Genomic DNA, 24,503 nt, shown 5'->3' with positions numbered 1-24,503 from the left:
GATCACCACTCACCGAGCTTCGTCATCCGTTCGGCCACCTCGTCCGGGGTCGGCCGGATGAGATCGCCGGCCCGTTGGCCGTCGGCCAGGAAGACCACCCGGTCGGCGCGGGAGGCCGCCACCGGGTCGTGGGTCACCATCAACACCCGCTGGCCGAGCGTCCGGACCAACCGGGCCAACAGGTCCAGCACCAGGGCCGCGGTCCGGGTGTCCAGGGCACCGGTCGGCTCGTCGGCGAAGATCACCGCCGGTCTGGTGATCAGGGCGCGCGCGATGGCCACCCGCTGCTGCTGGCCGCCGGACAGTTCGTTCGGCCGATGGCGGACCCGTTCCGCAAGGCCGACCTGCTGGACGATCTCGGCCAGCCAGGCCCGGTCCGCCCTCGCTCCGGCCAACCGAAGCGGCAGAGTGATGTTCTCCTCCACGGTGAGCGCGTTGATCAAGTTGTAGGCCTGGAAGATGAAGCCGATCTTGGACCGGCGCAGTTCGGTCAGCTCGGTCTCGGTGAGCCCGGCCAGATCGACCGGACCGAGCCAGACCGAGCCGGCGGTCGGCCGGTCCAGTCCCGCCGCACAGTGCAACAGGGTGCTCTTGCCGGATCCGGACGGCCCCATCACGGCGGTGAACGTCGCCGCGGGCAGGTCAAGATCAACTCCGCGCAGGGCCCGGACGGCACCCGGTCCGGTGCCGTACACCTTGGTCACGGATCGCAGCCGTACGTCCTCCGCAGAGTCCATGATCACGACCCTAGGGAGGGACGGCGGGCGGCACAGGCCGGTGATCCCCCGGGCTCGTACTGGAGCTAACCCCAGCATCGCGGTCACCGGCGGACGGCACCCGCACGGACCGAGGGATGCGTGCTCAGGCGTTGTGTGCAAGGGTGGAGCGGGTGCGAGGCGAATCGGCAGCGGCGACCGGAAGGCGTCGAAACCTGTCCTGGTTGGGCTGCTGCGCCCTGGCCGGCCTGCTGGTCGCCCTGACCAGCTGGTTCTTGATCGACTCCACGGCGGTGGCGGCGGACGGCGACGAGGTGCTGCCGCCCTGCCTCGGTCCTGATTGTCCGGACGAGTACCCCGATCCGGCTCCCGGTGTGGTCACCGGCCGCGACGCCGCCGTCAACGTGTTCGTCGGCGGCGACTACCAGGTCCGCGGCAACGCGGCCGAGGTCGAGGGGCGCGTGGTGGTGCTCGGTGATCTTGATGTGAACAAGGACCCGGCCAATCCGCGCTACGACATGGGAGCGGTCGGAGTCGGCAGCGGTGTCGTTCCGCCGGACGGGAGCGACTTCGTCAGCGTCGCCGGCACGGTCACCATCGCGGACCCCAACACCGTCGGCATCGGGACCGTCGCCGGCGACGAACGGGTCTACGGCGACTTCCGGTACGGGCAGTCCGCCGCCACGGAGCGGCTGGACATCCTGTCGCCGGGCCAGGCGCGGCAGGACGCCGGAATCGCCGACCGGTACGCCGATGTGGCCACCTCGATTCCGGAGTTGTCGCAGTGCCTGGCCGATCAGTCCGCGCTCGGCACCGTGACCAACACCGGCTCCCAGGTGATCTTCATCGGGGACGGGATGAGCTCGATCCAGGTCTTCAACGTGGACGAGGATCTGGCCAGTGCCGACGGCGGTGCGGTGGGCCTGGAGTTCCAGGAGATTCCCGCCGACGCGACCGTGATCGTCAACATGCTCGGCGCCGAGCGCAAGATCAACACCTACAGCGGCGGCGGTTCCGATCCGATCAACCGGCTCCGGTCCCGGCTGGTCTGGAACGTCCCGGACGCCACGTCGTTCACCGTCACCGGGCCGTCCCAGTTCCAGGGCGCGGTCCTCGGCGGAAACCCGGACGGCGCGACGGTGATCGAGACGCCCGGCACGAACGGCAGGATCGCCTTGGCCGGCTCGCTGACCCATCGGGGTTCCGGCGCCGAGCTGCACAACTACCCGTTCAACGGACGTTTCCCCTTCTGCTCCGCGAGCCCGTCGCCCTCGCCGTCGCCGAGCCCTTCGCCCTCTCCGAGCCCGAGCCCGTCACCGAGCCCGTCACCCACGGCTTCGCCGTCGCCGAGCCCGTCACCGTCCCCGAGCGGCTCGCCCACGCCGAGCGCTTCGCCGACCCCGAGCGGATCACCGACGCCGCCCGGTCCGAGCGATTCGCCGAGCCCGAGCGCCTCGGCCAGCACGTCGCCGTCGCCGGGCCCGTCCACCTCGCCCAACCCGGCCGTACCGCCGTCGGACACGCCACCTCCGTCGGCCCCCGGCGGGGAGGGCTCCACTCCGCCCGCCAACGGCGGACTGCCGTCCACCGGCGCCACCGTGTCCCCGGTGCTGTTCATCATCCTGGGTGCCGTGCTGGCCATCGGTGCTGCCCTGGTGATCATCGGCCGGCGCCGCCGGCGCTGACGTACCGGAGAGGCGATTCTCCTTCCATGCAAGGCAGATCACGTGCCATCGTGATCACCATGACAGGTGCCGATCAACTGCAGGTCCGCCGCTACGCCCCAGCCGACCAACCCGCCGTGCTGGCGTTGGCGGCACGACTGACCGAAGGGGTGGCGCCCTGGCGCGACCCCGAGGCGGTCGCGGCCGCGGTGTCCGCCTGGGTCACCGGGTACCCCGACGCCGAGCCGGACGCCGACACCGCCGCCTTCGTCGCGGAGCGTGCCGGACAGATCCTCGGCTTCGCCGGTGTGGCCCGGCGAACTCACTTCTCGGGCGAGACCGACGGCTATCTCGGCGAACTCGCGGTGGCTGCGGAGGCCGAACGGACGGGCGTCGGCCGAGCGCTCGTGGCGGCCGCGGAAGCCTGGACCCGCTCGCACGGCCTGCGTCGACTGACGCTCGACACCGGTGCCGCGAACCTGCGAGCCCGGGCCTTCTATCGCGCACTCGGCTATCTGGAGGAGGACGTACGGCTGTCCAAGGAGATCCCGGCATGACCGCACTGCACTTCACGGAATCGCTGCCCAGCAAGCGAATGGCGGCCGATTGCCTGATCATGGACCAGAAGGGCCGCCTGCTTGTCCTGAAGCCGCCGTACAAGGAATCCTGGGACCTCCCCGGCGGAGTGGTCGAAGCGGACGAGTCGCCGTGGGCCGCGGCCCGACGTGAGGTGCGGGAGGAAATCGGGCTGTCGGTGGAACCCGGTCGACTGCTCGCCGTCGACTGGATCGCCCGGGCCGGCGACGTCACCGAGTTGGTCGCCTTCCTCTTCGACGGCGGAATGATCTTGCCCGATGAGATCGACCGGATCGTCACGCAGCCCGCCGAGGTCACCGAGTTCCGGTTCGTCCGTCCCGGCGAAGCCGGCCTGCTCCTCGACCCGGAGCAGGCTGCGCGCGTGGCCGCCGGTCTGGCGGCCCGGCAGCAGGGATCCACCGCCTATCTGGAGAACGGGCTCATCCGTGCCGGGTCGCCCGGTAGTTGAGCTCCTGGATGCGGCCGTCCAGCGTCTGACTCTCGATCAGTTCAAGATCGAAATCCTCGGCCCCGCCGAAGATCGGTTCCGTACCGGTCCGCCCGCTGATCACCGGGAAGATCGTCAGCTGGACCCGGTCGACGAGCCCGGCCGCCATCAGCGTGCGGTTCAGCGACAGGCTGCCATGTGATCGCAACGGAACTTCCGACTCCTCCTTGAGCCGCGCCACGATCTCGACCGCATCCCCGCGCTCGACCGTCGCATCCCAGTCGAACGGCCCGGTCAGAGTGTTGGAGATGACCGTTGTCGGCAGGTTCCGCATCCGGTAGTTGACCGGATCGTCCGGCCCGACGTCGCCGATCAAGGTCATGAAGTCCCGGAACGTGTTGGCTCCGAGCACCAGCCGCTGCTCCGCCTGGTACTGCGCCAGCCGCCGCGCCAGGAACTCCGGACCCTGCTTGCCCCAGTAGCCGCCCCAGTCCCCGTCCTCCCCGTACGACCCGAAGCCGTCCAGCGTCGCCAGCACATCGAACGTGTAAGTCGCCGTCATCCTGATCTCCTTGATCACCGTGGGCCGCCCGACCGAGCCGCCGTTCACCCCTACGACGAACCATCCTGTCCCGATCGGACACCTCGATCGCGAAGAAACCTGGTTGCCCGACGAACGCGGTCAGCGGAAGGATCCGGACGGTGACCGCGATCGAGCCGGACTTCGACTCGGATCCGGAACGCGCCGCGGCCTGGGACCCCGCCTGGGTTGCGGCCGATCCGGACTGGGACGAGGGCGCGGGACGGCTCATCGCCGAGCGGCTTGCCCCGGTCCTCGACGTCGGCTGCGGCTATGGCGACTTCGCGGCAAGACTGCCGCCGGCATCACGCTGGATCGGCCTCGACGCCTCCCCCACGATGCTGGCCGAGGCCCCGGCCCGTCCCGTCGTCCGCGCCGATGCGCGCCGCTTGCCCTTCCGGAACGGAAGCCTGGGCGCGGTGGTCTGCAACTACATGCTCTACCACTTCGACGAGCCGCAGATCGTGATCAGCGAGGCGCGCCGGGTGCTCCGGCCCGGCGGCCTCTTCCTCGCGATCACCAGGTCACGAGCCCAGGATCCCGAGCTCGTACCCGCCGGCTATCCGGCCACCACTTTCGACGCCGAGGAAGCCCCACAGATCGTCGCGTCGATCTTCGGGGCGGTGGAAGTCGAGACCTGGGACGGCCCGTACCTGGTCCTGCCCGACCGCGCCGCAGTGACCACCTACGCACGACACCATCACCTCGACCCCCTGGTCGCCGAGCAGGTCGCGACGCCGCTCACCCTGACCAAACGCGGCTGCAAGATCTGGGCCCGGAAGTAGGGCCGGCCCGGCCCGTTTGGCACGATTCTGCACTTTGCGCCATTGGGGTATCGGTTTCTCGACGTTGCAGCGGCCGTGAACGTCGATTCTGTGTCACATGCTCCGTCCGCGGAACCGTCCTTGCCCGAGTGGACCCCTTGACCGGTCCGGGTCAGTCCGGGCGGGTCTTTGCGTCACTCGGCGTCGGCGGCTCGGGCTCGCTGGATCACAAGACGGCCTTGACCAGCACGGTTCCGCGGCCGACCCGGGCGGCCGCCACCGTGGCGACAAGGTCAACGATCCAGCCGCACCATGCCGACGATCCACGGCCCCACCCGCGGCAACACGCCGGTCAGATCATGCTCCGCCACACCGACGCCACCCACCACATCGCCGGTGCCATTGGCCGCGACCAATGTGATCGGCAGCCGGTGCCCGGGCTCGCGAGCAGCCGCCGCGCCCCAGTCCGCCCGCTGCTCGAGGCCCGATTCGAGCGCAAAGGGTTTGAGAGACACCGGAAGAAGTGGAGCGGGTGACGAGAATCGAACTCGCATAACCAGCTTGGAAGGCTGGGGCTCTAGCCATTGAGCTACACCCGCGCGCGTGACGCGGTGACGATCATAACCGGTCCGGTGGCCGAGGCTGACATTCCCCTCGCGCGCCGCCCTATGCAAGAATCTGCGTGTGGATGCAGATAAGAAGATATGCGGGATGGACCCGGACAGCCAGTACGTGGAGCTGGCGGTCGAGGTGTTCGCGATGCTCGCGGAGGCCACCCGGGTACGGATCATCCTGGCGCTACGCAACCACGGGGAGCTGTCGGTCAACCATCTCGCCGAGCTGGTCGGGAAGTCGCCGGCGGCGGTGTCGCAGCATCTGGCCAAGCTCCGGCTGGCCCGCGTCGTCGCGACCCGGCAGCAGGCGCAGAAGATCTTCTATCGGCTCGAGAACGAGCATGCGGCGCAGCTGGTCTCGGACGCGATCTTCCAGGCCGAGCATTCGCTGGGCGGTACGCCGCGCCATCATCACGGCGAGCACGGGGTGGAGGCATGACCGCCCACGACCGCCACGCCCATGATCACGATCACCACGCCCACCACCGTGATCACGACCATGATCACGGACATGATCATCATCACGGTCACGGGCTCCGCGGCATGCTCCGGGAGATCTTCGTACCGCACACCCACGATGCGGCCGATTCGGTCGACGACGCGCTGGAGGCCAGTGCGGAAGGGATCCGCACCCTCAAGCTCAGCCTGCTCATTCTGCTCGCCACAGCGATCGGGCAGGGCATCATCGTTGCGGCGAGCGGGTCGGTGGCGCTGCTCGCCGACACGGTGCACAACGTGTCGGACGCGCTGACCGCGGTGCCGTTGTGGGTGGCGTTCGCACTGGGCCGGCGAGCGGCGAGCCGGCGGTACACCTTCGGGCTCGGCCGGGCCGAGGACCTGGCCGGCTTGTTCATCGTGCTCGTGGTCGCCCTGTCGGCAGTCGTCGCGGCCTGGCAGGCCATCGAGCGGCTGCTGAATCCGCGGCCGCTCGATCACCTGGGTTGGGTGATCGCGGCCGGGGTGATCGGGTTCGCCGGCAACGAGCTCGTGGCGATCTACCGGATCCGCACCGGGCGGCGGATCGGCTCGGCGGCGCTGGTCGCCGACGGGATTCACGCGCGCACGGACGGGTTCACCTCGCTCGCGGTCGTGCTGGGCGGGATCGGTGTGCTGGCAGGGTTCCCGCTGGCGGATCCGATCATCAGCCTGGTCATCTCGGCGGCGATCATGGTGCTGCTCGTCGGTACGGCACGCAACGTCGGACGCCGCCTGCTCGACGGGGTCGAGCCGGACCTGGTGGACCGGACCGAGCACGCACTCCGGCACGTCCCGGAGATCAGCCGGGTCGCCGACATCCGGCTCCGTTGGGTCGGCCACCGACTGCACGGCGACGTGCTCGTCGTGGTCCCGCCGGTCACGCTGGCCGAGGCCAACCGGATCGCCGCGGCCGCCGACCGTTCGGTACGCCAGCACGTCAGGAACCTGGAGTCACTGTCGATCCGGACGATCGCCGACGCCGGCCCGGAGGACCCGGCCTGATCACCGCCGTGGCAGGATGCCTCGATGGGGATACCGGAGGGCGCGACCGTGACCCACCTCGACGTCGACGGCGGCCGGGCACGGCTGCTTCGCGGCGGCAGCGACGACCCACCGAGCCTGGTGCTGATCCACGGCGGCGGTACGGACAACGCGGCGATCTCCTGGTCCACGGTGTTCCCGGTCCTGGCCGAGCACTGGCAGGTGGTCGCGATCGACCTGCCCGGCTTCGGCGGTTCGGCGGGCATCGAGCCGGTCGGCGGGCCGGAGCAACTGGCCCGGTTCGTGATCATGGTGCTGGATCGGCTCGGGCTGGAGCGCGCGACCTGCGTGGGCGTCTCGATGGGCGGCGACGTCGCGCTGAATCTCGCACTGCTGGCCCCGGACCGAGTCACCGGCTTGGTCCTGATCGCGCCGGGCGGGCTGGCGGCGCGAGTCGGTAACCGCCTCGTCCATACCGCGGCCTGGCTCGGCGCGAGCCTCCCGGACGGGCTGCTGCTGCCGCTGGCGCGGCTGGCCGGACACTTCACCGGCGCGGCGCTGCGGGCGATCGTCCGGCACCCGGACCGGTTGCCCCGCGACCTGGTCGACGAGTTCGTCCGGGAGGCGAAGCGCCCCGGCGGCGGCATCGCGTACGGACGCTACAACCAGGCCACGATCGGCCGCACCGGCATGATCAACAATCTGCTCCCGGTGGTCTCGACGATCACCGCTCCGACCCTGATCGTGCACGGTTGCGACGACCCGATCGTCGATCCGCGCGGCTCCGTCCACGCGGCCGAACTGATGCCGGCGGCACACCTGATCTTGATCGACGACTGCGGCCACTGGGTCCAGGTCGAGAAGCCCGCCTCGTTCCTCGCGGCCGTACTGCCCTGGTTGCACGAGCACGCCCGGCCCTGATCGCACCGGTCGGCGGCGAGGCTCAGCCGACCCGGCCCCAGGCCAGCAGATGGTTGCTGAGGTCACGCACCCCGGCGACCGGGCCGAACCGGCGGGCGATCGCCAGGGCCGGCTCGAGCAGGTCGTCGTCCGCGCTGCCCCGCACCTCGAGCGCCGGGCCCGCCGGGCCCTCCACGCCCTCACACTCGACCTCGACCAGGCCGGCCGCCTCCAGCTCCTTGATCAACTCCTCGGCGGTGTGGAAGTGGGCGCCCGGGAACCGGATGTGATCGAACCGGAAGGCACCCCGCTCCAGCAGTTCGATCATGGGCGACGGCAACGGGTCGGGCGCCTCGTCACCGAGCCAGGCCGAGCCGAAGGCGACGAACCGCGGGATCGCGGCAGCGAACACCAGACCGCCGGGCCGGGTGACCCGGGCCGCCTCCGTCAGTGCCCGGTGCCGGTCCTCCGCCGAGGCCAGGTGATACAGCGGGCCGAGCAGCAGGACGGCGTCCATGTCGCCGTCCGGCCAGGGCAGCTCCCGCGCGTCGCCCACCTCGGCCTCGAAGGTTCCGACCGCCGCGGCGCGCTCCACCTGTTCCGGTACGGGATCGAGCAGTCGCACCCGATGCCCGGCCGCGGCCAGCCAGGTGGAGTGGACGCCCGTGCCGCCGCCGACATCGGCGACCCGCGACTCGGGCACCAGCCGCTCGGCGACGATCTCCTGCGTGCGCAGGAACTCGATCTTGCCCGCCGTGGACCGCGTGGTCAGCCGGGCACCCTCGTCGAAACCGGATCCGTAGTAGCCCTGGATCGCGGCGTCGATCTGGTGCTGACCATGATCATCGAGCTGCCCGCCGTCGGTCACGTTCGTCATGCTGGCGTACGACCTCCTGTTGATCAACGGGCGAACGGCGGCCGCTGGCCGGGTTCGATCATCGGACCGGACAATTGGATCCGGGCGATCCGCCAGGCGCCACCGTCCTTGATCGCCGTGATGCCGGCCCGGAACGAGCCGTTGTTCTCGTGACCCCGGGCCGTCGTCCGCTGGGTCTCCACAGCGTGCACCACGGCGACGTCGCCGTACCGGGCGATGTCGAGGTCGGCCACGTCGAAGGCGTGGTTGACCAGTTGCCCGTCCCGGTGCCGATCCGCCCACTGGGTCGCGTTCAGGACGAACCCGACCGGACCGATCCCGGTGAACTGCTCGGTCAGGACGTCCGCGAACCCGTCCGCGTTCTGGGTCCGCTCCAGCTCGGCCCAGCGTTCGACCAGTTCGCGAAGCTGATCATCGTCGCCGGCCGCACCGGCGCCGGATTCCAGCGGCAGGCCGGCGGCCGCCCAGTCGGCAATCCCCTCCGGATAGCTCCGGACGTTCCGGTAGCCGGCCGCCGTGAGCGCCTCGACCAGCTCGGGCGCCCGGCCGCACGCCGGGTCGGTCGAGTACACGACGATGGCGGCGTCCTGGTCGGGCAGCACGGTCGAGGCCCGGTCGAGTTCCTCGATGGTCAGGTTGAGAGCCCCCGGCAGGTGGCGCTGGGCGTACGGCGCCGCCGGCAGTGCGTCGACGACCGTCACGGACCCGGCCTCGATGGCGGCCACAAGGTCGTCACGGCTGATGGTGTTCATCTCTATCCCCTTTGCGGTAACGGTTCTGACGGACCGTCGGTCAGCAGCCTGACCCGGTTCGCCACCGGGCGGAAGTTGCAGCTGTCACGACTTCACGCGCACTCTGCACCACCACATGAATAGAGTAGATCTAATTTTGGGGTGACTTCAACTAATCGTGGGAACGGACGAACGGCGTCTTCCCGTCCACGTAGCCCTGGCGATCCCCGCCGAAGCGCCGAGCGAGGTCGAACTTGATCTTGGCGTAGTCGTCCCGGGCCACCTCGTCGGCGCGGAGCCGGTCCCGGAACCGCAGGTACGCCAGCCACGGCGGACCGCCGTAGCGAACGAGATGAGCATTGACCAGCCGTACCCGGTCCTCCAGCTCCAGCCCGAAGTTGCGCTGCAGTTCCGGCTCGCCCGATTCGGCCCGCGGCAGGAATCCGAAGCGCTCGAGGGCCGCCGTCACCACCGGCGCATCGGCATCGCATCGCGCACCGATCGCCACATCGAGGATCGGCTTGGCCGGCAGGCCCGGCACCGCGGTCGACCCGACGTGCTCCACGGCGACCACGGCATCGGGCAGGTGCGGCAACAATTCGGCGATCAACTCGTGGAAGATCACCGGCCAGGCCGGGTCGTACGGCGCGAGCTCGACCACCCCACGACGCAACCCCAGTGAGGTGCGGAACCGGTCGGCCAGCCGCTCGGTGATCATCATGACAAGGGACCCCGGTCGTCACCTCGGGGAGCCGGCGCGCAGACGAGTTCGCCGCCCAGGGTCCCGGCCTGCTCCAGCACCGTGAAGCCGTGCCGTTCCAGTTCGCGGCGGAGCGCCTCGGGCCTCAGATGCCGCCGGTGCGGAGTCCACCAGCCTCCGGCGCGCTCGACGGCGTCCGGAGCCGACGGCGCGGCCGGGATCCAGACGATGCCGGTGATCGGGTCGTACTCGTCGGTCCCGTAATCGCGCTCGGGGTCGTACAGGGCGGTCGTGATCACGTAGCGCCCGTCGGTCCGCAGCCGGCCGCGCACCCCGGCCAGCACGGCCGCCCGGTCCTCGTCGGTGACGATCGACTGCAGGCAGAAGCAGTCGATCACGTAGTCGAACCGATCAGCGGGCTCCGGCCAGCGGCAGATGTCCTGCACCGCGAACCGCACATCGAGGCCGCGCTCGGCAGCGAACTGCCGGGCCAGGGCGATCGCGTCCGGGACCAGGTCGACCGCCTCCACCCGGTAGCCGCGCGCGGCCAGATGGCAGGCGGCCGCCCCGGTACCGCAGCCGTACTCCAGGACCCGTCGCCCCGCGCCGTCCGCCGGGAGCACCCGGTCCAGGAAGGCGCGGGCTTGGAAGTCGTCATAACCGGAGCTGCGGTCGCCGGGATGCAGGTCGTTCCACTGGTGGAGGCCGTCCCGCCGGATGCGCCGATACGCCTCGACGTGCTCCGCCTCGTAATAGCGACCGGCCATCCGGTCAGTATGCCGAGCGGCAACCAGGGCCACCATGGGTTTACAGTTAGGCCAGCCTAACTTAAGGGGGATCCATGGCGACGACACGGCGGGCCTTGCTGGCCGGTGCCGTACTGCTGGCGGCCGGCTGTGCCCGGACCACGGACGAGCCGGCCGCGGGACCGTCCGCCGCCGACCGGAGGACGATCACGCACAAGTACGGCGAGACCGTGATCGACGGCAGGCCGGAGCGGGTGGTCACGGTCGGTTGGAATGATCATGACTTCGTGCTGGCGCTGGGCGTTGTGCCGGTCGGCATCCGGGCCTGGTTCGACAACTACGACACGTTGCCCTGGGTCACCGAGGCGACCGGCGGAACGAAGCTGCCGACGGTCGCCGCCGACGAGATCGATCTCGAGGCGGTGGCCGCCGCCCGGCCGGAGGTGATCCTCGCGATCTACGAGTCGATCGACGAGACGCTGTACGGCAAGCTGTCCCAGATCGCCCCGACCGTCGTTCAGTCGGCTGATCATCCGGACGAGGAGACGCCGTGGGACGTTCAGTTGATCACCACCGGGCAGGCCCTCGGGCTGGCGGACCAGGCCGAGGCGACCAAGACCAAGATCATCGATGCGATCGAGCAGGCCAAGACCGAGCATCCCGAGTTCGCCGGCAAGGTCCTGGTCGAGGACTTCGGCCCGGAGAACGGCGGTCATTACCTGATCGGCAAGGGTGATCCGCGGCGCGCCCTGCTGGACGCCCTGGGATTCGACGCCCAGCCGGAGAAGGGCGATCTGAGCGAGGAGAATCTCCAGTTGCTCGATCGCGACCTGCTGTTCGTCGTCGGCGCCACCAAGGAGCAGATGATCAAGTCCTCCCTGTTCGCGAGCCTTGCGGTGGTCCGGGAGGACCGGACGCTCTACACCACCTTCGAGTCCAACCTCGCCGCCGCGCTGTCGTACTCGGGGCCGAGTGCGCTCAGCTACGCCCTGGACAAGCTCGTCCCGGAGCTGGCCAACGCGCTGAACGGGCGTCCGGTCGCCGATCTCGCCAACGCCTGACCGAGGTCAGCGGCGCACCGGGTAGCGCAGGTGCAGCGCCCGGCGGCCCTGGACCACGACAGGATCCTCCAGCAGCACGTGGCCGCGATCGAGCTTCGCGAAGTACGGGATGCCCTCGCCGAAGAGCACCGGCACCAGGCTGACGCAGACCTCGTCGACCAGCCCGAGGTCCAGGGCCTGCTGGGTGATGCTGGCGCTGGCGATCGTCACGTTGCCGTCACCGGCGATCTCGCGGGCCCGCTCGACGGCCGTGGCGACGTCACCGACGAAGGTGGTCCGTGGCCACCGGGCGGCGGCGTTCTCGGGCACGCTGTGGCTGACCACGACCACCGGCGCCCCGACCGGATGTCGATCACCCCAGCCGTCGGTGATGTCGAACAGCCGCCGTCCCGAGATCAGGACGCCCACGTCGGTCAGCTCCCGCAGCACCCCGGCGCTCGCCGAGTCCGCCGAGAGGCGGATGTCGGGGTTGGCGCTCGGGTAGTCGACCTCGCCGTCGGCGTACCAGTCGAACAGTTCGTCGATGCCGTCCTCGGGGTTCGCGATGAACCCGTCGAGCGACATCGTCATGTGGCTGAACACTCGTCCCATGATCGGGGCTCCTTTCGGATCGGCGGCCGGTTGCCGCGCTTCATCCCTACGTACGGAGCCGTCCGCCGCGATCCGACACCTCACGCGAAGAATCTTCCGTCGCCCTGTCGATTTCCGGAATCCCGTTCGCCGTACAGGTGAGAAGGCTCCCATTCGGAAGGAAACGACATGCGCAAGCTGGTGGTGACGACGTTCGTCTCGTTGGACGGCGTGATGCAGAGTCCCGGTGGCCCGGACGAGGACCGCGACGGCGGCTTCCCGTACGGCGGCTGGGTGGCGCCGTTCGTGCCCGAGCTGCTCGACGCGAGCGGCGACGAGACGACGGCGCTGTCGGCGCTGCTGCTGGGTCGGCGGACCTACCAGGAGTTCGCCACGGCCTGGCCGCAGGTGGGCGACGAGAACCCGGTCGCGGCCCGGTTCAACCGGGTGCCCAAGTACGTGGTGTCCCGGACCCTGGAGCGGGCCGACTGGGCCGACTCGACGATCATCAGCGGCGACGTCGCCACAGCCGTCGCCGGCCTGAAGCGGGACGGCGAGGGCGAGATCCAGGTGCACGGCAGCTCCGGCCTGATCCAGACCCTGCTCCGGCACGACCTGGTCGACGAGTTCTTGATCAAGATCTTTCCGGTGCTGATCGGGTCCGGCAAGCGGCTCTTCGGTGACGGTACGCTGCCCGGCGGGCTGACCCTGACGGCGACGTCGACGACGACCGGCGGTGTCACCATGAGCAGGTACGTCCGCGACGGTGAACTCCGGACCGGCTTCTACGCCGCGGAATCGGACAACTGAGGAGAAGTCGATCATGCCCAAGTACGCGGTGTTCATGTACGAGCAGGAAACCCCCGGTGGTGCCGCCGACATCCCGCCGGAGGTGATGGCGGCCCACGAGGCCCTCCCGGACCGGGTCGCCGAGCGCGGCGGCCGGATCTACGCCGGGCTGGCATTCGAGCCGACCAGCACCTCGACCAGCCTGCGCGACGACGTCGTGACGGACGGACCGTTCATCGAGAGCAAGGAAGTGATCGCCGGCATCTTCCTGCTGGAGGCCCGCGATCTTGATCATGCCCTCGAGCTGGCCCGGCTGACGCCGATCATGGCCGGCGGGGTCGAGGTCCGGCCCCTGTTCGACTTCCAGGTGTTGTGACCGAGGTCGACCGGATCGTCGCCGACGCGCACCGTCGCGAGTGGGCCGCCGTGCTCGCCGCGACGGTGCGGGTCACCCGCGACCTCGACCTGGCCGAGGAATGCGTCCAGGACGCCTACCTGGATGCGCTCGACGCGTGGACCCGGCAGGGCGTACCGGACCGGCCCGCGGCCTGGCTCACCACGGCCGCCCGACGCAACGCGCTGGACGCGCTGCGCCGAGCCCGTACCCTGCGGCAGAAGCTGCCGTTGCTGATCGAACCCGAGTCCGCCCAGCCGGCAGATCCCGACCCGCTGGAACTCGCGGAGGCGCCGATCCGGGACGACCGGCTGCGGCTGATCTTCCTCTGCTGCCACCCGGCGCTGGCCGTCGAGGCGCAGGTGGCGCTCACCCTGCGGTTGGTCTGCGGCGTCGCCACACCGGACGTCGCCGCCGCGTTCCTGGTCTCGGAGAGCACGATGGCGGCGCGGATCACCCGGGCGAAGAAGAAGATCGTGACGGCGCGGATCCCGTTCCGGATGCCGGCCACGGCCGAGCTGCCGGACCGGCTGGCGGCGGCCCTGGCGGTGATCCACCTGCTCTTCACCACCGGCCACACGGCGCCGTCCGGTCCGGAACTGACCCGCGCCGACCCGGCCGGCCGTGCTCTGGAACTGACCCGGCTGCTCCGTGCGTTGATGCCCGACGAGCGCGAGGTGGCCGGCCTGCTGGCGCTGATCCTGGCCCAGGAGGCGCGCCGGCCCGGCCGCACCGGCCCGGACGGTGAGCTGATCCGGTTGGAGGACCAGGACCGATCCACCTGGGATCACGCGGCCGTGGCCGAGGCGGACCGGCTGGTCCTGGAGGCGCTCCGCGGCGGGCCCGGCCGGTATGCCCTGCAGGCGGCCATCGCGACCCTGCACGCCGGTGCACCGAGCTACGCCGCGACGGACTGGCCGCAGATCATCGAGCTGTACGACGGTCTGCTGGCCCGGTGGCCGTCGCCGGTGGTCGCGCTGAACCGGGCGGTCGCGGTCGGCGAGGCCGACGGACCTGCCGCGGCACTGGCCGAGGTGGACCGGCTGGCCGACGACCCGCGGTTGGCCGGCTATCGCTATCTGCCGGCGATCCGGGCCGATCTGCTGCGGCGGCTGGGCCGCCGGGACGAGGCCTCGAGGGCGTACCGCCGAGCGTTGGAGCTGACCGACAACGAATCCGAACGCCGCTTCCTGCGCGGCCGGATCGCCGAGATGGAGCAATAGTCCGAAGTTTTCCGGCTCGACTGTCTGATTCCGTGATCTCAGTTCGACGGTGGGGTGAGAAGGACATCAGGGACACCGTCCCACCGACCGAGGAGATCATCATGTACAGCTACACCAGCACCGATCAGCCGGCCCAGCAGTACCGCGAGTTGCTGCGCGCCGCCGACAACGACCGACTGGCCCGCCAGATCGTCCGGGAGCAGCGCGCCATCCGCCGCGCCGCCCGCCGCCGGGACCGGCAGACCATCACCACCCACCCCGTGGTCCGCCCCGCCTGAGCGGGACTGTTGATCATGATCGCGACCCTGGTGGTGCGTGCCGCTGGGCGGAGAACGATCCCCCACATCCTGCTCCCCCGCAGTCGCCCGGCGCACGCCCCCCACGGTGCGATTTCCCTTGAAGCATCACTCATCCGACCGGCAGGTTGCCAGGGACGAAGGTCCCAACTCCGACCGCCGGGCCGGGGTGAAATCTTGACCCGCTCCGACCATGATCACCGGACCACTGCGCCGATCGGCATACTCGGACCATGATGATCCGACCGGCCGAGCTCGAGGCCATCCGTCGCGGCGAGATCGACCTGGCGTTCCGCCGTTGGGACCGGGCCCGGGTCAAGGTGGGCACCAAGCTGAAGACCGCGGTCGGCCTGATCGAGGTCGTCGCTGTCGAGCAGGTCACGGCGACGAGCCTGCGCGCGGACGATGCCCGCCGTGCCGGCCACCCGTCCCTCGGCTCGTTGCGGGAAGGCCTTGCAGCCAGGGCGGATCGGCCGATCTTCCGGGTCCAGGTGCGTCATGCCGGCGAGGACCCGCGGGTCGCGCTGCGCGAGTCGGTGCCGGACCAGGACGAACTCGCCACCATCGTCGCGGCGCTCGACCGGCTCGACGCGGCGTCGCCGATCGGCCCGTGGACCCGGGAGACGCTGCGGCTGATCGACGCCAACCCCGAGGTCCGGGCGCCCGAGCTGGCCGAACGGGTCGGCCGGCCGACGGCCGAGTTCAAGACGGACGTACGCAAGCTGAAGGACCGCGGCCTGACCGAGTCGCTGGCGATCGGCTATCTCCTGTCGCCGCGCGGCGAGGCCGTGCTCGATCATCTCGACGGGCCTCGGCAACGGGCTCCGCGCCGGCCGGGCACGCCGCTGCCGCGCACCATCGGCGCCCCGGCGACCCGGGCCCTGCGCGCCGCCGACCTGCACACGTTGGAGGCGGTCGCCGGCTGGCGCCGCGATGATCTGGCCGCGTTGCACGGCGTCGGGCCGCTCGCGCTGCAACGGCTCGACACCGCGCTTGCCGAGCTGGGCCTCGGCTTCGCGGAGTGACCACAACGCCACAACGCTCCCTGAGCTTGTCGAAGGGCAGGCCACATCGGGCTTGGCCCTTCGACAGGCTCAGGGCACGGTCGCGTTACGGAACGGGACGCTGCTCCGGACCGGTGTACGCGCTGAGCGGCCGGATCAGGGAGTTCGAGGCCTGCTGCTCGAGGATGTGCGCCGTCCAACCGGTGATCCGGGACAGCACGAACAGCGGCGTGAACATGTCGATGTCGAAGCCCATCAGGTAATAGGCCGGGCCGGACGGGAAGTCCAGGTTCGGATGGATCTTCTTGCGGTCCAGCATCGCCTGCTCCAGCGCCTGGTACACGTCCAGCCACTGCTGCCCGTCGGTCTGCCCGGCGACCTTGATCAACGCCTCCTTCATGGTCGGCACCCGGGAGTCGCCGTTGCGGTAGACCCGGTGCCCGAAGCCCATCACCTTCTGCTTCGCCGCCAACTGCTCGTCCAGCCAGGCCACCGCCCGGTCCGCGTCGCCGACGTCGAGCATCATCCGCATCACGGCCTCGTTCGCGCCGCCGTGCAGCGGCCCCTTCAAGGCCCCGATCGCTGCCGTGACGGCGGAGTAGAGGTCCGACAGGGTCGAGGTGACCACCCGGGCCGCGAAGGTCGAGGCATTGAAGCTGTGCTCGGCGTACAAGATCATCGAGGTGTCGAACGCGGCCACGATCTCCGGCGCCGGGACCTTGCCGAAGCACATGTGGAAGATGTTCTCGCTGAACCCCAGCGACGGATCGGGCGCGATCCGGTCCAGGCCCTGCCGGTGCCGGTAGAAGGCGGCCATGATCGTCGGGAGCTTGGCGTACAACGCCTGCGCCTTCGCCAGATTGGCCTCGTGACCGGGCTCGTCCTCGGCCGGGTCCTCGGCGCCGAGCACGCTGACGGCCGTCCGCAGCGCGTCCATCGGATGGCAGCTGGTCGGAAGTCGATCAAGGATCTCCAGCGTGGCCGTGCCCAGCTCCCGCTGCGACCGCTCGGCCTCGACGAAGTCGCGAAGTTGATCATCGGTCGGCAGCTCGCCGTACCAGATCAGGTACGCGACCTGCTCGAAGGAACACTTGGCGCACAACTCCTGAACCGGATAGCCGTAATAGGTGAGGGAGTTCGTCTCGGGGACGACCTTGGAGATCGAGGTCGTGTCGGCGACCACGCCGGCCAGGCCGCGGTGGACTTCGGTGTCACTGCTGCTCATTGATCATTCTCCTGTCGTCGCCGGGCCGGTGGGCCGGACGGGGATCTCGAAGTCGACCAGGTCCTGGTCGACCGCACGGTACGCGTCGTAGTCGATCAACTCGTAGAGCCGGGCGCGGGTCTGCATCCGGTCGACCAGCCCCCGCTGGGTGCCCTGGTCACGCAGGGCACCGAGGGTCTCCTCGACCGTACCCATCGCGGCCCGCAGCGTGGTCACCGGCCAGATCACCGCGTTGTAGCCGAGGTCGGTCAGGGTGGCGACGTCGAGCAGCGGGCTGCGGCCGAACTCGGTCATGTTGGCCAGCAGCGGCACGTCCACGGCTTCCCGGAACGCGGCGAACTCCCGCTCGTCCTGCAAGGCCTCGGGGAAGATCAGGTCGGCGCCGGCGTCGACGTAGGCGCGGGCCCGCTCGATCGCCGCGTCCAGTCCTTCCACGGCGCGGGCGTCGGTCCGGGCGCAGATCACGAAGCCGGGGTCGCGCCGGGCCAGCACCGCCGCCCGGATCCGTTGCAGCATGTCGGAGGACGACACCACCTGCTTGTGATCAAGATGCCCGCACCGCTTCGGGTTGACCTGATCCTCGAGGTGGCAGCCGGCCAGGCCGGCCTCCTCGAAGATCGTGATCGAGCGGGACACGTTGGCCGGCTCGCCGAAGCCGGTGTCGGCGTCGATCAGGACGGGCAGGTCGGTCACCCGGGCGATCTGCTGGCCGCGGCCGGCCACCTCGGTCAGCGTGGTCAGGCCGATGTCGGGCAGCGCAAGATCGGCGGCGACGACCGCGCCGGACACGTAGACGCCGTCGAACCCGTACTCGGTGATCGTGCGGGCCACCAGCGGCGAGAACGCACCGGGGAAGCGGAGCAGCCGGCCCGAGGCCAGCCCCTCCCGCAGCGCCGCCCGGCGTTCGGTCGGTGTGGTGCGAGCCAGCCCGGGCGGCATCAGAAGATCCCCTGGGACTTCGGGTCGGCCAAGGCACCGTCGGGAAGCGTGACGGTCAGCCGGCGCACCTCGTCGGCGGTCAACTCCTCGACCCGGCCGGCCAGCTCCAGGAAACGATCTTGCTCGTCGTCCGGCACGATGCCGTCGGCCAGGGTGCGGAACTTCGCCACGTAGTCCGGCCGGGCGTACGGTCTCGCACCGCGCGGATGGGCGTCCGCGACGGCCAGTTCGTCGGTGATCGTGGTCCCGTCGGCCAGCACGATCTCGATCCTGCCACCGAACGCGCGCTGGTCGGGGTCCGGGGCGTGGTAGCGGCGGGTCCACTCCGGATCCTCGACGGTACGGATCCGCCGCCACAGCTCGATCGTCGAGGGGCGGTGCGCGCGTTCCGGAGCGTAGGACCGCTCGTGGTGCCAGCTGCCGTCCTCGAGCGCGACGGCCAGGATGTACATCAGGGAATGATCAAGGGTCTCCCGGCTGGCGTCCGGGTCGTACTTCTGCGGATCGTTCGCGCCGGAGCCGATCACATTGTGCGTGTGGTGGCTGGTGGTCACCACGATCTCGTCGATCTTGGTCGGGTCGGTGATCTTGGACCGGACCCGGATCGCCAGATCGATCAGCGCCTGCGCCTGGTACTCCGCCGAATGCGCCTTGGTGAACGTGTCCAGGATGCCTCGCTTCGGCTCGCCCGGCTCCGGCAGCGCCACCTGGTAGTCGGCGTCCGGCCCGTCCAGCAGCCAGGCGATCACGCCGTCCTCGCCCTCGTAGATCGGCGCCGGCGCGCCCTCGCCGCGCATCGCCCGGTCCACCGCCTCGATCGCGATCTTGCCGGCGAACGCCGGGGCGTAGGCCTTCCAGGAGGAGATCTCCCCCTTCCGGCTCTGCCGGGTCGCGGTCGTCGTGTGCAGTGCCTGGCCGACCGCCTGGTAGATCACCTCGGTCGACAGCCCCAGCAGGGTGCCGATCCCGGCCGCCGCCGACGGGCCGAGGTGCGCCACGTGATCGATCTTGTGGGCGTGCAGGCAGATCGCCCGGACCAGCGCCACCTGCAGCTCGTAGCCGGTGGCGATGCCGCGGACAAGATCACGACCGGCCTTCCCGGTGTGCTGGGCGACCGCGAGAATCGGCGGGATGTTGTCGCCCGGGTGCGCGTAGTCCGCCGCCAGGAAGGTGTCGTGGAAGTCCAGCTCCCGTACCGCCACGCCGTTGGCCCAGGCCGCCCACTCGGGCGAGTAGGCGCCGGCGATCCCGAACACCGTCGAACCCGGCTGGTACGGATGCGCCTCGGCCTGGTGCCGGGCGTGCACCACCGGGCCCCGCCGCAGCGAGGCCACGGCGACCGCCGCGTTGTCGATGATCCGGTTGCCGATCATCTCCACGACCTCCGGCAACACCTCGACCGGATCGACCGCGGTCTCCGCCAACCGCCACGCCAACTGCTGTTCCCGTGGCAACGCGTCCGCGGACGCCGCCACACCGACTCGAAGTGTCCTCACCCGGCCGAGTCTACGAAGACCGGCTCGGATCGGCTGAGGGTCACCCGGCGGCCCTCGACCAGCCCACCGCCGCGGCGGACATCCAGAAGGTGATCAGGTGTAGCTTCGTTCCTGAGGCAGACCCCATCCCCACGGAGAAAGGTTCGTCATGGCTGGCAAGTTCGAGGTGTACGAGGACAAGGCCGGCAAGTTCAGGTGGCGGCTGAAGTCGTCGAACGGACAGATCGTGGCCTCCGGCGAGGCGTACGAGACGAAGGCTGCGGCGATCAACGGGACCGAGTCGGTCAAGCGGGCCGCCGACGGTGCCACGGTGGACGACCAGACCGGGAGTTGACCCTCAGGGCTGGAGGCGTTCGGCCCGGAATCCGGCGCCGTCCTTGAGGTAGCGGAGCCGCCGGTGGAACCGGTCCGGGCTGCCGTGCCAGAACTCCAGCTCATCGGGTACGAGCAGCCAGGCGTGCCAGCCGGCCGGGCGCGGAATCGGCTCGGACGATGCGGCGAGCCGGTCCACGGTCTCGCGCAGGGCGGCGACATCGGCCAGCACGCCGGACTGGTGCGCCGTCGCGGCGACCGCCTGCGCTCCCCGCACCCGATCGGCGAACAGCCGATCGGACTCCGCGTCCCCGGCCGGGCTCAGCGTGCCGGCGATGGTGAGCTGCTGGAGCCGCTCCCGCCAGTAGAGATTGATCACCGCCCGCGGGTTCTCGGTCAGTTCGCGCCCCTTGCGGCTGGTCTCGGAGAATCCCATGATCACTCCGGCCGGCCCGATGTCCTTGATCAACAACGTCCGCGCCGAAACCCGGCCGGAGGCGGTCGCGGTCGCCAGGGTGGCCGCACGCGGCTCTCGTACACCCGTGGCTTCGGCTACGTCGACCCATTCCCGGGCCAGGGCCAGCGGGTCGGCCGGAGGCCGGTCGAATTCCGGCAGGGCCAGCGTCGAGTCTCCGGAAAGTGCTTCCATGCAAGCCATTGTGGCAGGACGGCCGTCGCCGGAACCGGACCAGGGAATCGGCTGGGACCGGGCAGCAGACCACCGGCCTGCTGGGCCCCGTCACCGTCGGCAGACCCGCCGGTGCTGATCACCTGGCGGGACCGACCGGCGGAAATGGACTGGACCGACCGACCGTCGGTCTGGTCTGATCCCGATCATGGCCGAGCACCGACCGCAGTTCGACGACGCCCTGGTCCGACGGCTGGTCGACGACCAGTTCCCGGAGTGGGCGAACCTGCCGTTGGAACGAGTGCTGCCGGGGGGTTCCGATCACGCGATCTACCGGCTCGGGTCCGACCTCTCGGTCCGGGTGCCGCGGCACTCCGGTGCCATCGACGATGCCGCGAAGGTCTCGTACTGGCTGCCGTTGCTGGCCCCGCGGCTGCCGCTGCAGCTTCCCGAGCCGGTGGCCGTGGGCAGCCCGGGTCACGGCTATCCGTGGTCCTGGCTGGTCTGCCGCTGGCAGGACGGCTCGGTCGCGACGGCCGACGAGTTCGCCGACTCCGTGGCTGCTGCGCTGCAGCTGGCGGAGTTCCTGGTGGCCCTGCGCGGGATCGACCTGGAGATCCCCGCCGGGTGGCGGGACCGGATCGCCCGGGGACCCATCAGCGGGCGGGACGCCGAGACGCGGGCCGCCATCGCGAAGGTCGGCGCGGACTTCGACCAGGCCGCGCTGCTCGCGGTCTGGGAGGAGGCCGTGGCCACCGAACCCGGTCCGCCGGGCTGGGTGCACGGCGACTTCCACAGCGGCAACCTGCTCGCCCGGGACGGCCGGATCAGCACCGTGCTGGACTTCGGCAGCTTCGGGTACGGCGATCCGGCGGCCGATCTCGGCATCGCCTACTCACTCTTCTCACCGGCGGTCCGGGAGCGGTTCCGCGAGGCCGTCGGGCTGGACGACGCGGCCTGGGCCCGGGCCCGCGGCGACGCCGTCGCGGGCGGCGTGATCGCCCACGCCGCGTACGCGGACACCCAGCCCCACATCCGCGCACTGACCACCCGGCAGATCGGCCAAGCCCTGCTCGGCTGACCGAAATCCAGCCGACCTCGCCCGTTCGGCGCCGAAGCGGGCCGTTCTGCGCGAAGTCGGCTGGATCTCGGTCACTCAGCCGCGGTCCAGACGATGCACAACCTCATCGTCCAAGGTGAGATCCAGCGCGTCGAGCACCTCCTCCAGCTGCGCGAGCGAGGACGCCCCGAACAGCGGGATCGGCTGCGGCTCCTGGCGCAGCAGCCAGGCCAGCACCACCTGGTTCGGCGTCGCGTCGAGCTCGGCGGCGACCTCGCGCAACGTCTGCAGTCGCTGGTACGCGCTCGGGTGGGCGTAGCCGCGGTCGGCCGGCAGCGGTCGCTCGGCGTGGCCGTAGCTGCCGGCCAGCAGCGGGCTGTAGGCGACCAGCGTGACGTCCGGGTGCTCGGTGACGTAGTCCAGCAACTCCAGGCCGGCGATCTCGGGGCGGTTGGCGAGCGGCGTCGGCCACAGGTAGGTGTACTCGGACTGGATCACGGTGAACCGAGGCAGTCCGTGATCATCGGCGATCCGCCGGGCCCGCTCCAGCCGCCACGGGAGGTAGTTGCTGCAGCCGATCAGGGACGTGACGCCCCGGTCGGCCAGCCGGCCCAGCGTGGTGGCGGTTTCCTCGAGCGGCGCGGTGCGGTCGTCGTAGTGGGCGTAGTAGAGGTCGAGCCGGTCGACCCCGAGCCGGTCCAGGCTGCCCCGGACCGCCTCCTCGATGGCGCGGCCGCTGAGGCCTTCCCAATGGGCGATCACGTTCGGGTCGTCGCCCTTGATCATCTTCGCGCCGCACTTGGTGGCCAGTACGAGTTGATCACGGATCCCGTTGGCGCGCAGCCAGTCGCCGAGCAGTTGCTCGCTCTCGTGGCCGGTGCCGGCCCATTGGTTGTAGTTGTCCGCGGTGTCGATGAACGTACCGCCGGCCTCGACGAACCGGTCGAGGATCTGGTACGCGGTCTCGCGGGGCGTCGTGGTGCCGAAGTTCATCGCGCCGAGGCAGAGGGCGCTGACCTGGCGCTGGGCGCCGTCCGGGCCGATCCGGCGTTCCGGAATGATCTTGGTCGTTGCGGGCATGCCTGCACCCTAGGCCGATCCGCGGCGCGCCGAACGGTCCGCTTCGAGCCGGACTTTCCGGTCCAATCCGGCTACCAGCCGGTGCGACCGTCAACCGCCTGGCGGAGCAGGTCGGCGTGCCCGTTGTGCCGCGCGTACTCCTCGATCATGTGCAGCAACTGCCAGCGCACCGACGCCGGCCGCCCGAAGACCGGGGCGTCGAACAGGTCGTCGAGCTCGAACCCGGCCGCGACCTCCCGACTCGCCGCGACCTCGTCGAGATAGCGGGCGTAGTCCGCGGCCGCCTGGGCCGGCTCGAGGTCACGGAGGTCCGCGCCGCCGGTCGGATAGACCCGCGCCCGATCCTCGGCACCCGCCATCGATCGGGTGAACCAGGTCCGTTCGACCTGGGTGAGATGCCGCAACAGACCCAGCAGGGACAGGTCGGACGGCGGCACGGCCCGGAGCGCCAGCTGCCCGCCGTTCAGTCCGGCGCACTTCAGCAGGAACGTGCTCCGGTGCAGTTCCAGCCGGGTGTCGATCATGGTCCGCTCGTCGGCGATCAGCAGGTCGTACGGATCGTCGCGATCCACGGCGGGCGCGGTCCAGGTCATCGGGAACTCCGTTCTCGAGGGTCGGCGCCGCCCATCCTGGCCCACGGCTCGGGCCTTGCGGCAAGCCCCGGAAGGCGTTATAACGGGGAGAAGAAGGCGGGCAGCGACCCCCGGCAAGATCAAAAACGTGTTGCCCACCGGGCCCGATCAAGGGAAACTCCGGCCGTGGACCTGCTGGACGACGACCAACGCCGACGCCTCGTCACCTACCATCCCGGCGCCGCCGAGTGGATCGAACAGCTGCCCGACCTGGTCCGGCACTACACCGCCCGGTGGCGGTTGACGGTGGGGCCGACCTATCGTCCCGGCGGTGATGCCAGTTGGGCGGCGCCCGCCGAGCGGGCCGACGGGACCCGCCTGGTGCTCAAGATCGCGTTGCCCGATCCCGACTTCGACCGTTCGCTGGCCGTGCTCCGGCACTACGACGGCCACGGCGCGGTCCGGGTCCACGAGGTCGACCCGGACCAGCGAGTGACCCTGATCGAGCGGGCCGAGCCGGGCACCACCGCGGCCGACCATCCGGCGGAGGTGGCCCTGGCCGCCGCGGCCGAGGTGTTGCCCCGGCTGTGGCGGCGGGACCCGGATCCGATGCTTCCAGTGCCCACCGTCCAGGACCTGGCCGCGGACCGGGCCGGGCGACTTCGCGAACGGGCCGACCGGCTCGGGCACCCGCTGCTCCGGGACGGCGCCGAGCTCTACGCCGACCTCGCCGTGCCGACCGCGGAGGACCGGCTACTGCACGGCGATCTCAATCAACGCAACGTGATCCGCGGCGAGCGGGGCTGGCTGGCGATCGACCCGCGCCCCTGTCACGGCGACCCGGCGCACGACCTCGCGGCCTGGCTGGTCAACCGCATCGAGGCCGAGCCGGACCCGGTCGGCCAGGCCCGACGGCTCGCCGCTAGCCTCGGGCTTCCGCAGGACCGGGCCATCCGCTGGCTCGCCGCGCAGACAGTGATGCTGTGCTCCTGGCTACTGGACAGCCGGGAGCCGGGCCCATGGGCCGGTTACGAGCGGGCGGCCCGCGCCCTGCTCACCGCAAGTTGATCAAGGGGGGAC

General features: G+C 70.5%; 30 protein-coding genes and 1 tRNA gene. 16 read left to right on the top strand and 15 right to left on the bottom strand.

All coding sequences use genetic code 11. From position 1 onward, the window contains the following. Positions 1 to 2 precede the first annotated feature (2 nt). Entirely contained in the window at positions 3 to 737 is a 735-nt protein-coding gene (locus tag AC6CCG_RS12810; protein ID WP_496654925.1) for an ABC transporter ATP-binding protein, read from the bottom strand. 152 nt (positions 738 to 889) lie between these two features. Here AC6CCG_RS12810 and AC6CCG_RS12805 point away from each other — a divergent pair, with 152 nt between their 5' ends. The 3 genes from AC6CCG_RS12805 to AC6CCG_RS12795 are packed head-to-tail and all read left to right on the top strand — an operon-like array spanning position 890 to position 3,425. After that, positions 890 to 2,401 (top strand): choice-of-anchor A family protein, encoded by a 1,512-nt coding sequence (locus AC6CCG_RS12805; RefSeq protein ID WP_496654924.1) that lies wholly within the window; start codon positions 890 to 892, stop codon positions 2,399 to 2,401. Positions 2,402 to 2,460: 59 nt separating this feature from the next. After that, entirely contained in the window at positions 2,461 to 2,937 is a 477-nt protein-coding gene (locus AC6CCG_RS12800) for a GNAT family N-acetyltransferase (protein ID WP_496655400.1), read from the top strand. Then, positions 2,934 to 3,425, top strand: coding sequence for an NUDIX domain-containing protein (locus tag AC6CCG_RS12795; RefSeq protein WP_496654923.1), 492 nt, complete (start codon positions 2,934 to 2,936; stop codon positions 3,423 to 3,425). Before AC6CCG_RS12800 ends, AC6CCG_RS12795 begins: the two co-directional genes overlap by 4 nt. On the opposite strand, the gene AC6CCG_RS12790 is transcribed toward AC6CCG_RS12795, so the two are convergent. Further along, positions 3,397 to 3,966, bottom strand: coding sequence for a dihydrofolate reductase family protein (locus AC6CCG_RS12790; protein ID WP_496654922.1), 570 nt, complete (start codon positions 3,964 to 3,966; stop codon positions 3,397 to 3,399). The two genes, AC6CCG_RS12795 and AC6CCG_RS12790, sit on opposite strands and share 29 nt — an antisense overlap. A gap of 140 nt (positions 3,967 to 4,106) precedes the next feature. Between AC6CCG_RS12790 and AC6CCG_RS12785 the strand changes: the two genes are divergently transcribed. Next, the gene (locus AC6CCG_RS12785; protein ID WP_496654921.1) at positions 4,107 to 4,769 is read left to right on the top strand and encodes a class I SAM-dependent methyltransferase; all 663 of its coding nucleotides are present in this window, start codon (positions 4,107 to 4,109) and stop codon (positions 4,767 to 4,769) included. Positions 4,770 to 5,041: 272 nt separating this feature from the next. Here AC6CCG_RS12785 and AC6CCG_RS12780 read toward each other — a convergent pair whose 3' ends face one another. Together AC6CCG_RS12780 and AC6CCG_RS12775 are read right to left on the bottom strand one after the other, a co-directional pair. Beyond that, complete coding sequence (locus tag AC6CCG_RS12780) at positions 5,042 to 5,263, bottom strand: hypothetical protein (protein ID WP_496654920.1); 222 nt, start codon at positions 5,261 to 5,263, stop codon at positions 5,042 to 5,044. 9 nt (positions 5,264 to 5,272) lie between these two features. After that, positions 5,273 to 5,347 (bottom strand) — tRNA-Gly (locus AC6CCG_RS12775). A 112-nt stretch (positions 5,348 to 5,459) separates the two neighbouring features. Between AC6CCG_RS12775 and AC6CCG_RS12770 the strand changes: the two genes are divergently transcribed. From AC6CCG_RS12770 to AC6CCG_RS12760, 3 genes are read left to right on the top strand one after another with little or no spacing between them, the layout of a single operon-like run. Beyond that, a complete protein-coding gene (locus AC6CCG_RS12770) occupies positions 5,460 to 5,801 on the top strand; it encodes an ArsR/SmtB family transcription factor (protein ID WP_496654919.1) in 342 nt (113 codons plus the stop codon). Beyond that, positions 5,798 to 6,841 carry a cation diffusion facilitator family transporter gene (locus AC6CCG_RS12765; protein ID WP_496654918.1) on the top strand — a complete coding sequence of 348 codons (1,044 nt, stop codon included), beginning with the start codon at positions 5,798 to 5,800 and terminating at the stop codon, positions 6,839 to 6,841. The genes AC6CCG_RS12770 and AC6CCG_RS12765 overlap by 4 nt, the downstream gene beginning before the upstream one ends. Positions 6,842 to 6,865: 24 nt before the next feature. Then, positions 6,866 to 7,741, top strand: coding sequence for an alpha/beta fold hydrolase (locus tag AC6CCG_RS12760; protein WP_496654917.1), 876 nt, complete (start codon positions 6,866 to 6,868; stop codon positions 7,739 to 7,741). Between the two features lie 22 nt (positions 7,742 to 7,763). Here the strand turns inward: AC6CCG_RS12760 and AC6CCG_RS12755 are convergent, their stop codons facing one another. From AC6CCG_RS12755 to AC6CCG_RS12740, 4 genes are all read right to left on the bottom strand, one after another. After that, positions 7,764 to 8,597, bottom strand: coding sequence for a class I SAM-dependent methyltransferase (locus AC6CCG_RS12755; protein WP_496654915.1), 834 nt, complete (start codon positions 8,595 to 8,597; stop codon positions 7,764 to 7,766). Between the two features lie 23 nt (positions 8,598 to 8,620). Further along, positions 8,621 to 9,349 (bottom strand): DUF4440 domain-containing protein, encoded by a 729-nt coding sequence (locus AC6CCG_RS12750; RefSeq protein ID WP_496654914.1) that lies wholly within the window; start codon positions 9,347 to 9,349, stop codon positions 8,621 to 8,623. Between the two features lie 151 nt (positions 9,350 to 9,500). Further along, a complete protein-coding gene (locus tag AC6CCG_RS12745; RefSeq protein ID WP_496654913.1) occupies positions 9,501 to 10,049 on the bottom strand; it encodes a GrpB family protein in 549 nt (182 codons plus the stop codon). Continuing rightward, the gene (locus AC6CCG_RS12740; protein ID WP_496654912.1) at positions 10,046 to 10,795 is read right to left on the bottom strand and encodes a class I SAM-dependent methyltransferase; all 750 of its coding nucleotides are present in this window, start codon (positions 10,793 to 10,795) and stop codon (positions 10,046 to 10,048) included. Before AC6CCG_RS12740 ends, AC6CCG_RS12745 begins: the two co-directional genes overlap by 4 nt. 74 nt (positions 10,796 to 10,869) lie before the next feature. On the opposite strand from AC6CCG_RS12740, the gene AC6CCG_RS12735 reads away from it, so the two are divergent. Next, entirely contained in the window at positions 10,870 to 11,835 is a 966-nt protein-coding gene (locus tag AC6CCG_RS12735; protein ID WP_496654911.1) for an ABC transporter substrate-binding protein, read from the top strand. Positions 11,836 to 11,841: 6 nt separating this feature from the next. On the opposite strand, the gene AC6CCG_RS12730 is transcribed toward AC6CCG_RS12735, so the two are convergent. After that, positions 11,842 to 12,426 (bottom strand): dihydrofolate reductase family protein, encoded by a 585-nt coding sequence (locus AC6CCG_RS12730; protein WP_496654910.1) that lies wholly within the window; start codon positions 12,424 to 12,426, stop codon positions 11,842 to 11,844. 168 nt (positions 12,427 to 12,594) lie between these two features. Here AC6CCG_RS12730 and AC6CCG_RS12725 point away from each other — a divergent pair, with 168 nt between their 5' ends. From AC6CCG_RS12725 to AC6CCG_RS12705, 5 genes are all read left to right on the top strand, one after another. Beyond that, entirely contained in the window at positions 12,595 to 13,215 is a 621-nt protein-coding gene (locus AC6CCG_RS12725; RefSeq protein WP_496654909.1) for a dihydrofolate reductase family protein, read from the top strand. A gap of 13 nt (positions 13,216 to 13,228) precedes the next feature. Then, entirely contained in the window at positions 13,229 to 13,570 is a 342-nt protein-coding gene (locus tag AC6CCG_RS12720; RefSeq protein WP_496654908.1) for a YciI family protein, read from the top strand. Then, positions 13,567 to 14,811 (top strand): RNA polymerase sigma factor, encoded by a 1,245-nt coding sequence (locus AC6CCG_RS12715; RefSeq protein WP_496654907.1) that lies wholly within the window; start codon positions 13,567 to 13,569, stop codon positions 14,809 to 14,811. Before AC6CCG_RS12720 ends, AC6CCG_RS12715 begins: the two co-directional genes overlap by 4 nt. Positions 14,812 to 14,912: 101 nt before the next feature. Beyond that, entirely contained in the window at positions 14,913 to 15,089 is a 177-nt protein-coding gene (locus AC6CCG_RS12710; RefSeq protein ID WP_496654906.1) for a hypothetical protein, read from the top strand. 251 nt (positions 15,090 to 15,340) lie between these two features. After that, positions 15,341 to 16,132: a hypothetical protein gene (locus AC6CCG_RS12705; protein ID WP_496654905.1), complete on the top strand. Its 792-nt coding sequence runs from the start codon at positions 15,341 to 15,343 to the stop codon at positions 16,130 to 16,132. An 85-nt stretch (positions 16,133 to 16,217) separates the two neighbouring features. Here AC6CCG_RS12705 and AC6CCG_RS12700 read toward each other — a convergent pair whose 3' ends face one another. The 3 genes from AC6CCG_RS12700 to AC6CCG_RS12690 are packed head-to-tail and all read right to left on the bottom strand — an operon-like array spanning position 16,218 to position 19,771. Continuing rightward, on the bottom strand, positions 16,218 to 17,336 hold the full coding sequence (locus AC6CCG_RS12700) for a bifunctional 2-methylcitrate synthase/citrate synthase (RefSeq protein WP_496654904.1): 1,119 nt from the start codon (positions 17,334 to 17,336) through the stop codon (positions 16,218 to 16,220). A 3-nt stretch (positions 17,337 to 17,339) separates the two neighbouring features. Continuing rightward, positions 17,340 to 18,275 (bottom strand): methylisocitrate lyase, encoded by a 936-nt coding sequence (gene prpB, locus AC6CCG_RS12695; protein ID WP_496654903.1) that lies wholly within the window; start codon positions 18,273 to 18,275, stop codon positions 17,340 to 17,342. Next, positions 18,275 to 19,771 carry an MmgE/PrpD family protein gene (locus tag AC6CCG_RS12690; protein WP_496654902.1) on the bottom strand — a complete coding sequence of 499 codons (1,497 nt, stop codon included), beginning with the start codon at positions 19,769 to 19,771 and terminating at the stop codon, positions 18,275 to 18,277. The genes prpB and AC6CCG_RS12690 overlap by 1 nt, the downstream gene beginning before the upstream one ends. 148 nt (positions 19,772 to 19,919) lie before the next feature. Between AC6CCG_RS12690 and AC6CCG_RS12685 the strand changes: the two genes are divergently transcribed. Then, positions 19,920 to 20,105 (top strand): YegP family protein, encoded by a 186-nt coding sequence (locus AC6CCG_RS12685; RefSeq protein ID WP_496654901.1) that lies wholly within the window; start codon positions 19,920 to 19,922, stop codon positions 20,103 to 20,105. A gap of 3 nt (positions 20,106 to 20,108) precedes the next feature. On the opposite strand, the gene AC6CCG_RS12680 is transcribed toward AC6CCG_RS12685, so the two are convergent. Continuing rightward, positions 20,109 to 20,732 (bottom strand): pyridoxal 5'-phosphate synthase, encoded by a 624-nt coding sequence (locus AC6CCG_RS12680; protein ID WP_496654900.1) that lies wholly within the window; start codon positions 20,730 to 20,732, stop codon positions 20,109 to 20,111. Positions 20,733 to 20,919: 187 nt separating this feature from the next. Between AC6CCG_RS12680 and AC6CCG_RS12675 the strand changes: the two genes are divergently transcribed. Then, positions 20,920 to 21,792, top strand: a complete 873-nt coding sequence (locus tag AC6CCG_RS12675; RefSeq protein WP_496654899.1) for an aminoglycoside phosphotransferase family protein — start codon at positions 20,920 to 20,922, stop codon at positions 21,790 to 21,792. Between the two features lie 75 nt (positions 21,793 to 21,867). On the opposite strand, the gene AC6CCG_RS12670 is transcribed toward AC6CCG_RS12675, so the two are convergent. After that, entirely contained in the window at positions 21,868 to 22,851 is a 984-nt protein-coding gene (locus tag AC6CCG_RS12670) for an aldo/keto reductase (protein WP_496654898.1), read from the bottom strand. A gap of 71 nt (positions 22,852 to 22,922) precedes the next feature. Then, complete coding sequence (locus tag AC6CCG_RS12665) at positions 22,923 to 23,444, bottom strand: mycothiol transferase (RefSeq protein ID WP_496654897.1); 522 nt, start codon at positions 23,442 to 23,444, stop codon at positions 22,923 to 22,925. Positions 23,445 to 23,609: 165 nt separating this feature from the next. Here AC6CCG_RS12665 and AC6CCG_RS12660 point away from each other — a divergent pair, with 165 nt between their 5' ends. Beyond that, a complete protein-coding gene (locus AC6CCG_RS12660) occupies positions 23,610 to 24,491 on the top strand; it encodes an aminoglycoside phosphotransferase family protein (protein ID WP_496654896.1) in 882 nt (293 codons plus the stop codon). Positions 24,492 to 24,503 lie beyond the last annotated feature (12 nt).

It is taken from the genome of Microlunatus sp. YIM B11417 (genome assembly GCF_059617205.1).
Note: the sequence above shows the minus strand (reverse complement) of the source record. Positions and strands in the feature narration are given on the sequence as shown.

What these genes read in the sequence shown, in the direction of transcription:
- AC6CCG_RS12810 (WP_496654925.1), bottom strand. Translation starts at nt 737, where the DNA reads ATGGACTCTGCGGAGGACGTACGGCTGCGATCCGTGACCAAGGTGTAC.
- AC6CCG_RS12680 (WP_496654900.1), bottom strand. Translation starts at nt 20,732, where the DNA reads ATGGAAGCACTTTCCGGAGACTCGACGCTGGCCCTGCCGGAATTCGAC.
- AC6CCG_RS12760 (WP_496654917.1), top strand. Translation starts at nt 6,866, where the DNA reads ATGGGGATACCGGAGGGCGCGACCGTGACCCACCTCGACGTCGACGGC.
- AC6CCG_RS12675 (WP_496654899.1), top strand. Translation starts at nt 20,920, where the DNA reads ATGGCCGAGCACCGACCGCAGTTCGACGACGCCCTGGTCCGACGGCTG.
- AC6CCG_RS12770 (WP_496654919.1), top strand. Translation starts at nt 5,460, where the DNA reads ATGGACCCGGACAGCCAGTACGTGGAGCTGGCGGTCGAGGTGTTCGCG.
- AC6CCG_RS12700 (WP_496654904.1), bottom strand. Translation starts at nt 17,336, where the DNA reads ATGAGCAGCAGTGACACCGAAGTCCACCGCGGCCTGGCCGGCGTGGTC.
- AC6CCG_RS12720 (WP_496654908.1), top strand. Translation starts at nt 13,229, where the DNA reads ATGCCCAAGTACGCGGTGTTCATGTACGAGCAGGAAACCCCCGGTGGT.
- prpB (WP_496654903.1), bottom strand. Translation starts at nt 18,275, where the DNA reads ATGCCGCCCGGGCTGGCTCGCACCACACCGACCGAACGCCGGGCGGCG.
- AC6CCG_RS12685 (WP_496654901.1), top strand. Translation starts at nt 19,920, where the DNA reads ATGGCTGGCAAGTTCGAGGTGTACGAGGACAAGGCCGGCAAGTTCAGG.
- AC6CCG_RS12730 (WP_496654910.1), bottom strand. Translation starts at nt 12,426, where the DNA reads ATGGGACGAGTGTTCAGCCACATGACGATGTCGCTCGACGGGTTCATC.
- AC6CCG_RS12740 (WP_496654912.1), bottom strand. Translation starts at nt 10,795, where the DNA reads ATGGCCGGTCGCTATTACGAGGCGGAGCACGTCGAGGCGTATCGGCGC.
- AC6CCG_RS12725 (WP_496654909.1), top strand. Translation starts at nt 12,595, where the DNA reads ATGCGCAAGCTGGTGGTGACGACGTTCGTCTCGTTGGACGGCGTGATG.
- AC6CCG_RS12670 (WP_496654898.1), bottom strand. Translation starts at nt 22,851, where the DNA reads ATGCCCGCAACGACCAAGATCATTCCGGAACGCCGGATCGGCCCGGAC.
- AC6CCG_RS12710 (WP_496654906.1), top strand. Translation starts at nt 14,913, where the DNA reads ATGTACAGCTACACCAGCACCGATCAGCCGGCCCAGCAGTACCGCGAG.
- AC6CCG_RS12745 (WP_496654913.1), bottom strand. Translation starts at nt 10,049, where the DNA reads ATGATGATCACCGAGCGGCTGGCCGACCGGTTCCGCACCTCACTGGGG.
- AC6CCG_RS12665 (WP_496654897.1), bottom strand. Translation starts at nt 23,444, where the DNA reads ATGACCTGGACCGCGCCCGCCGTGGATCGCGACGATCCGTACGACCTG.
- AC6CCG_RS12735 (WP_496654911.1), top strand. Translation starts at nt 10,870, where the DNA reads ATGGCGACGACACGGCGGGCCTTGCTGGCCGGTGCCGTACTGCTGGCG.
- AC6CCG_RS12755 (WP_496654915.1), bottom strand. Translation starts at nt 8,597, where the DNA reads ATGACGAACGTGACCGACGGCGGGCAGCTCGATGATCATGGTCAGCAC.
- AC6CCG_RS12765 (WP_496654918.1), top strand. Translation starts at nt 5,798, where the DNA reads ATGACCGCCCACGACCGCCACGCCCATGATCACGATCACCACGCCCAC.
- AC6CCG_RS12750 (WP_496654914.1), bottom strand. Translation starts at nt 9,349, where the DNA reads ATGAACACCATCAGCCGTGACGACCTTGTGGCCGCCATCGAGGCCGGG.
- AC6CCG_RS12705 (WP_496654905.1), top strand. Translation starts at nt 15,341, where the DNA reads ATGATGATCCGACCGGCCGAGCTCGAGGCCATCCGTCGCGGCGAGATC.
- AC6CCG_RS12800 (WP_496655400.1), top strand. Translation starts at nt 2,461, where the DNA reads ATGACAGGTGCCGATCAACTGCAGGTCCGCCGCTACGCCCCAGCCGAC.
- AC6CCG_RS12795 (WP_496654923.1), top strand. Translation starts at nt 2,934, where the DNA reads ATGACCGCACTGCACTTCACGGAATCGCTGCCCAGCAAGCGAATGGCG.
- AC6CCG_RS12790 (WP_496654922.1), bottom strand. Translation starts at nt 3,966, where the DNA reads ATGACGGCGACTTACACGTTCGATGTGCTGGCGACGCTGGACGGCTTC.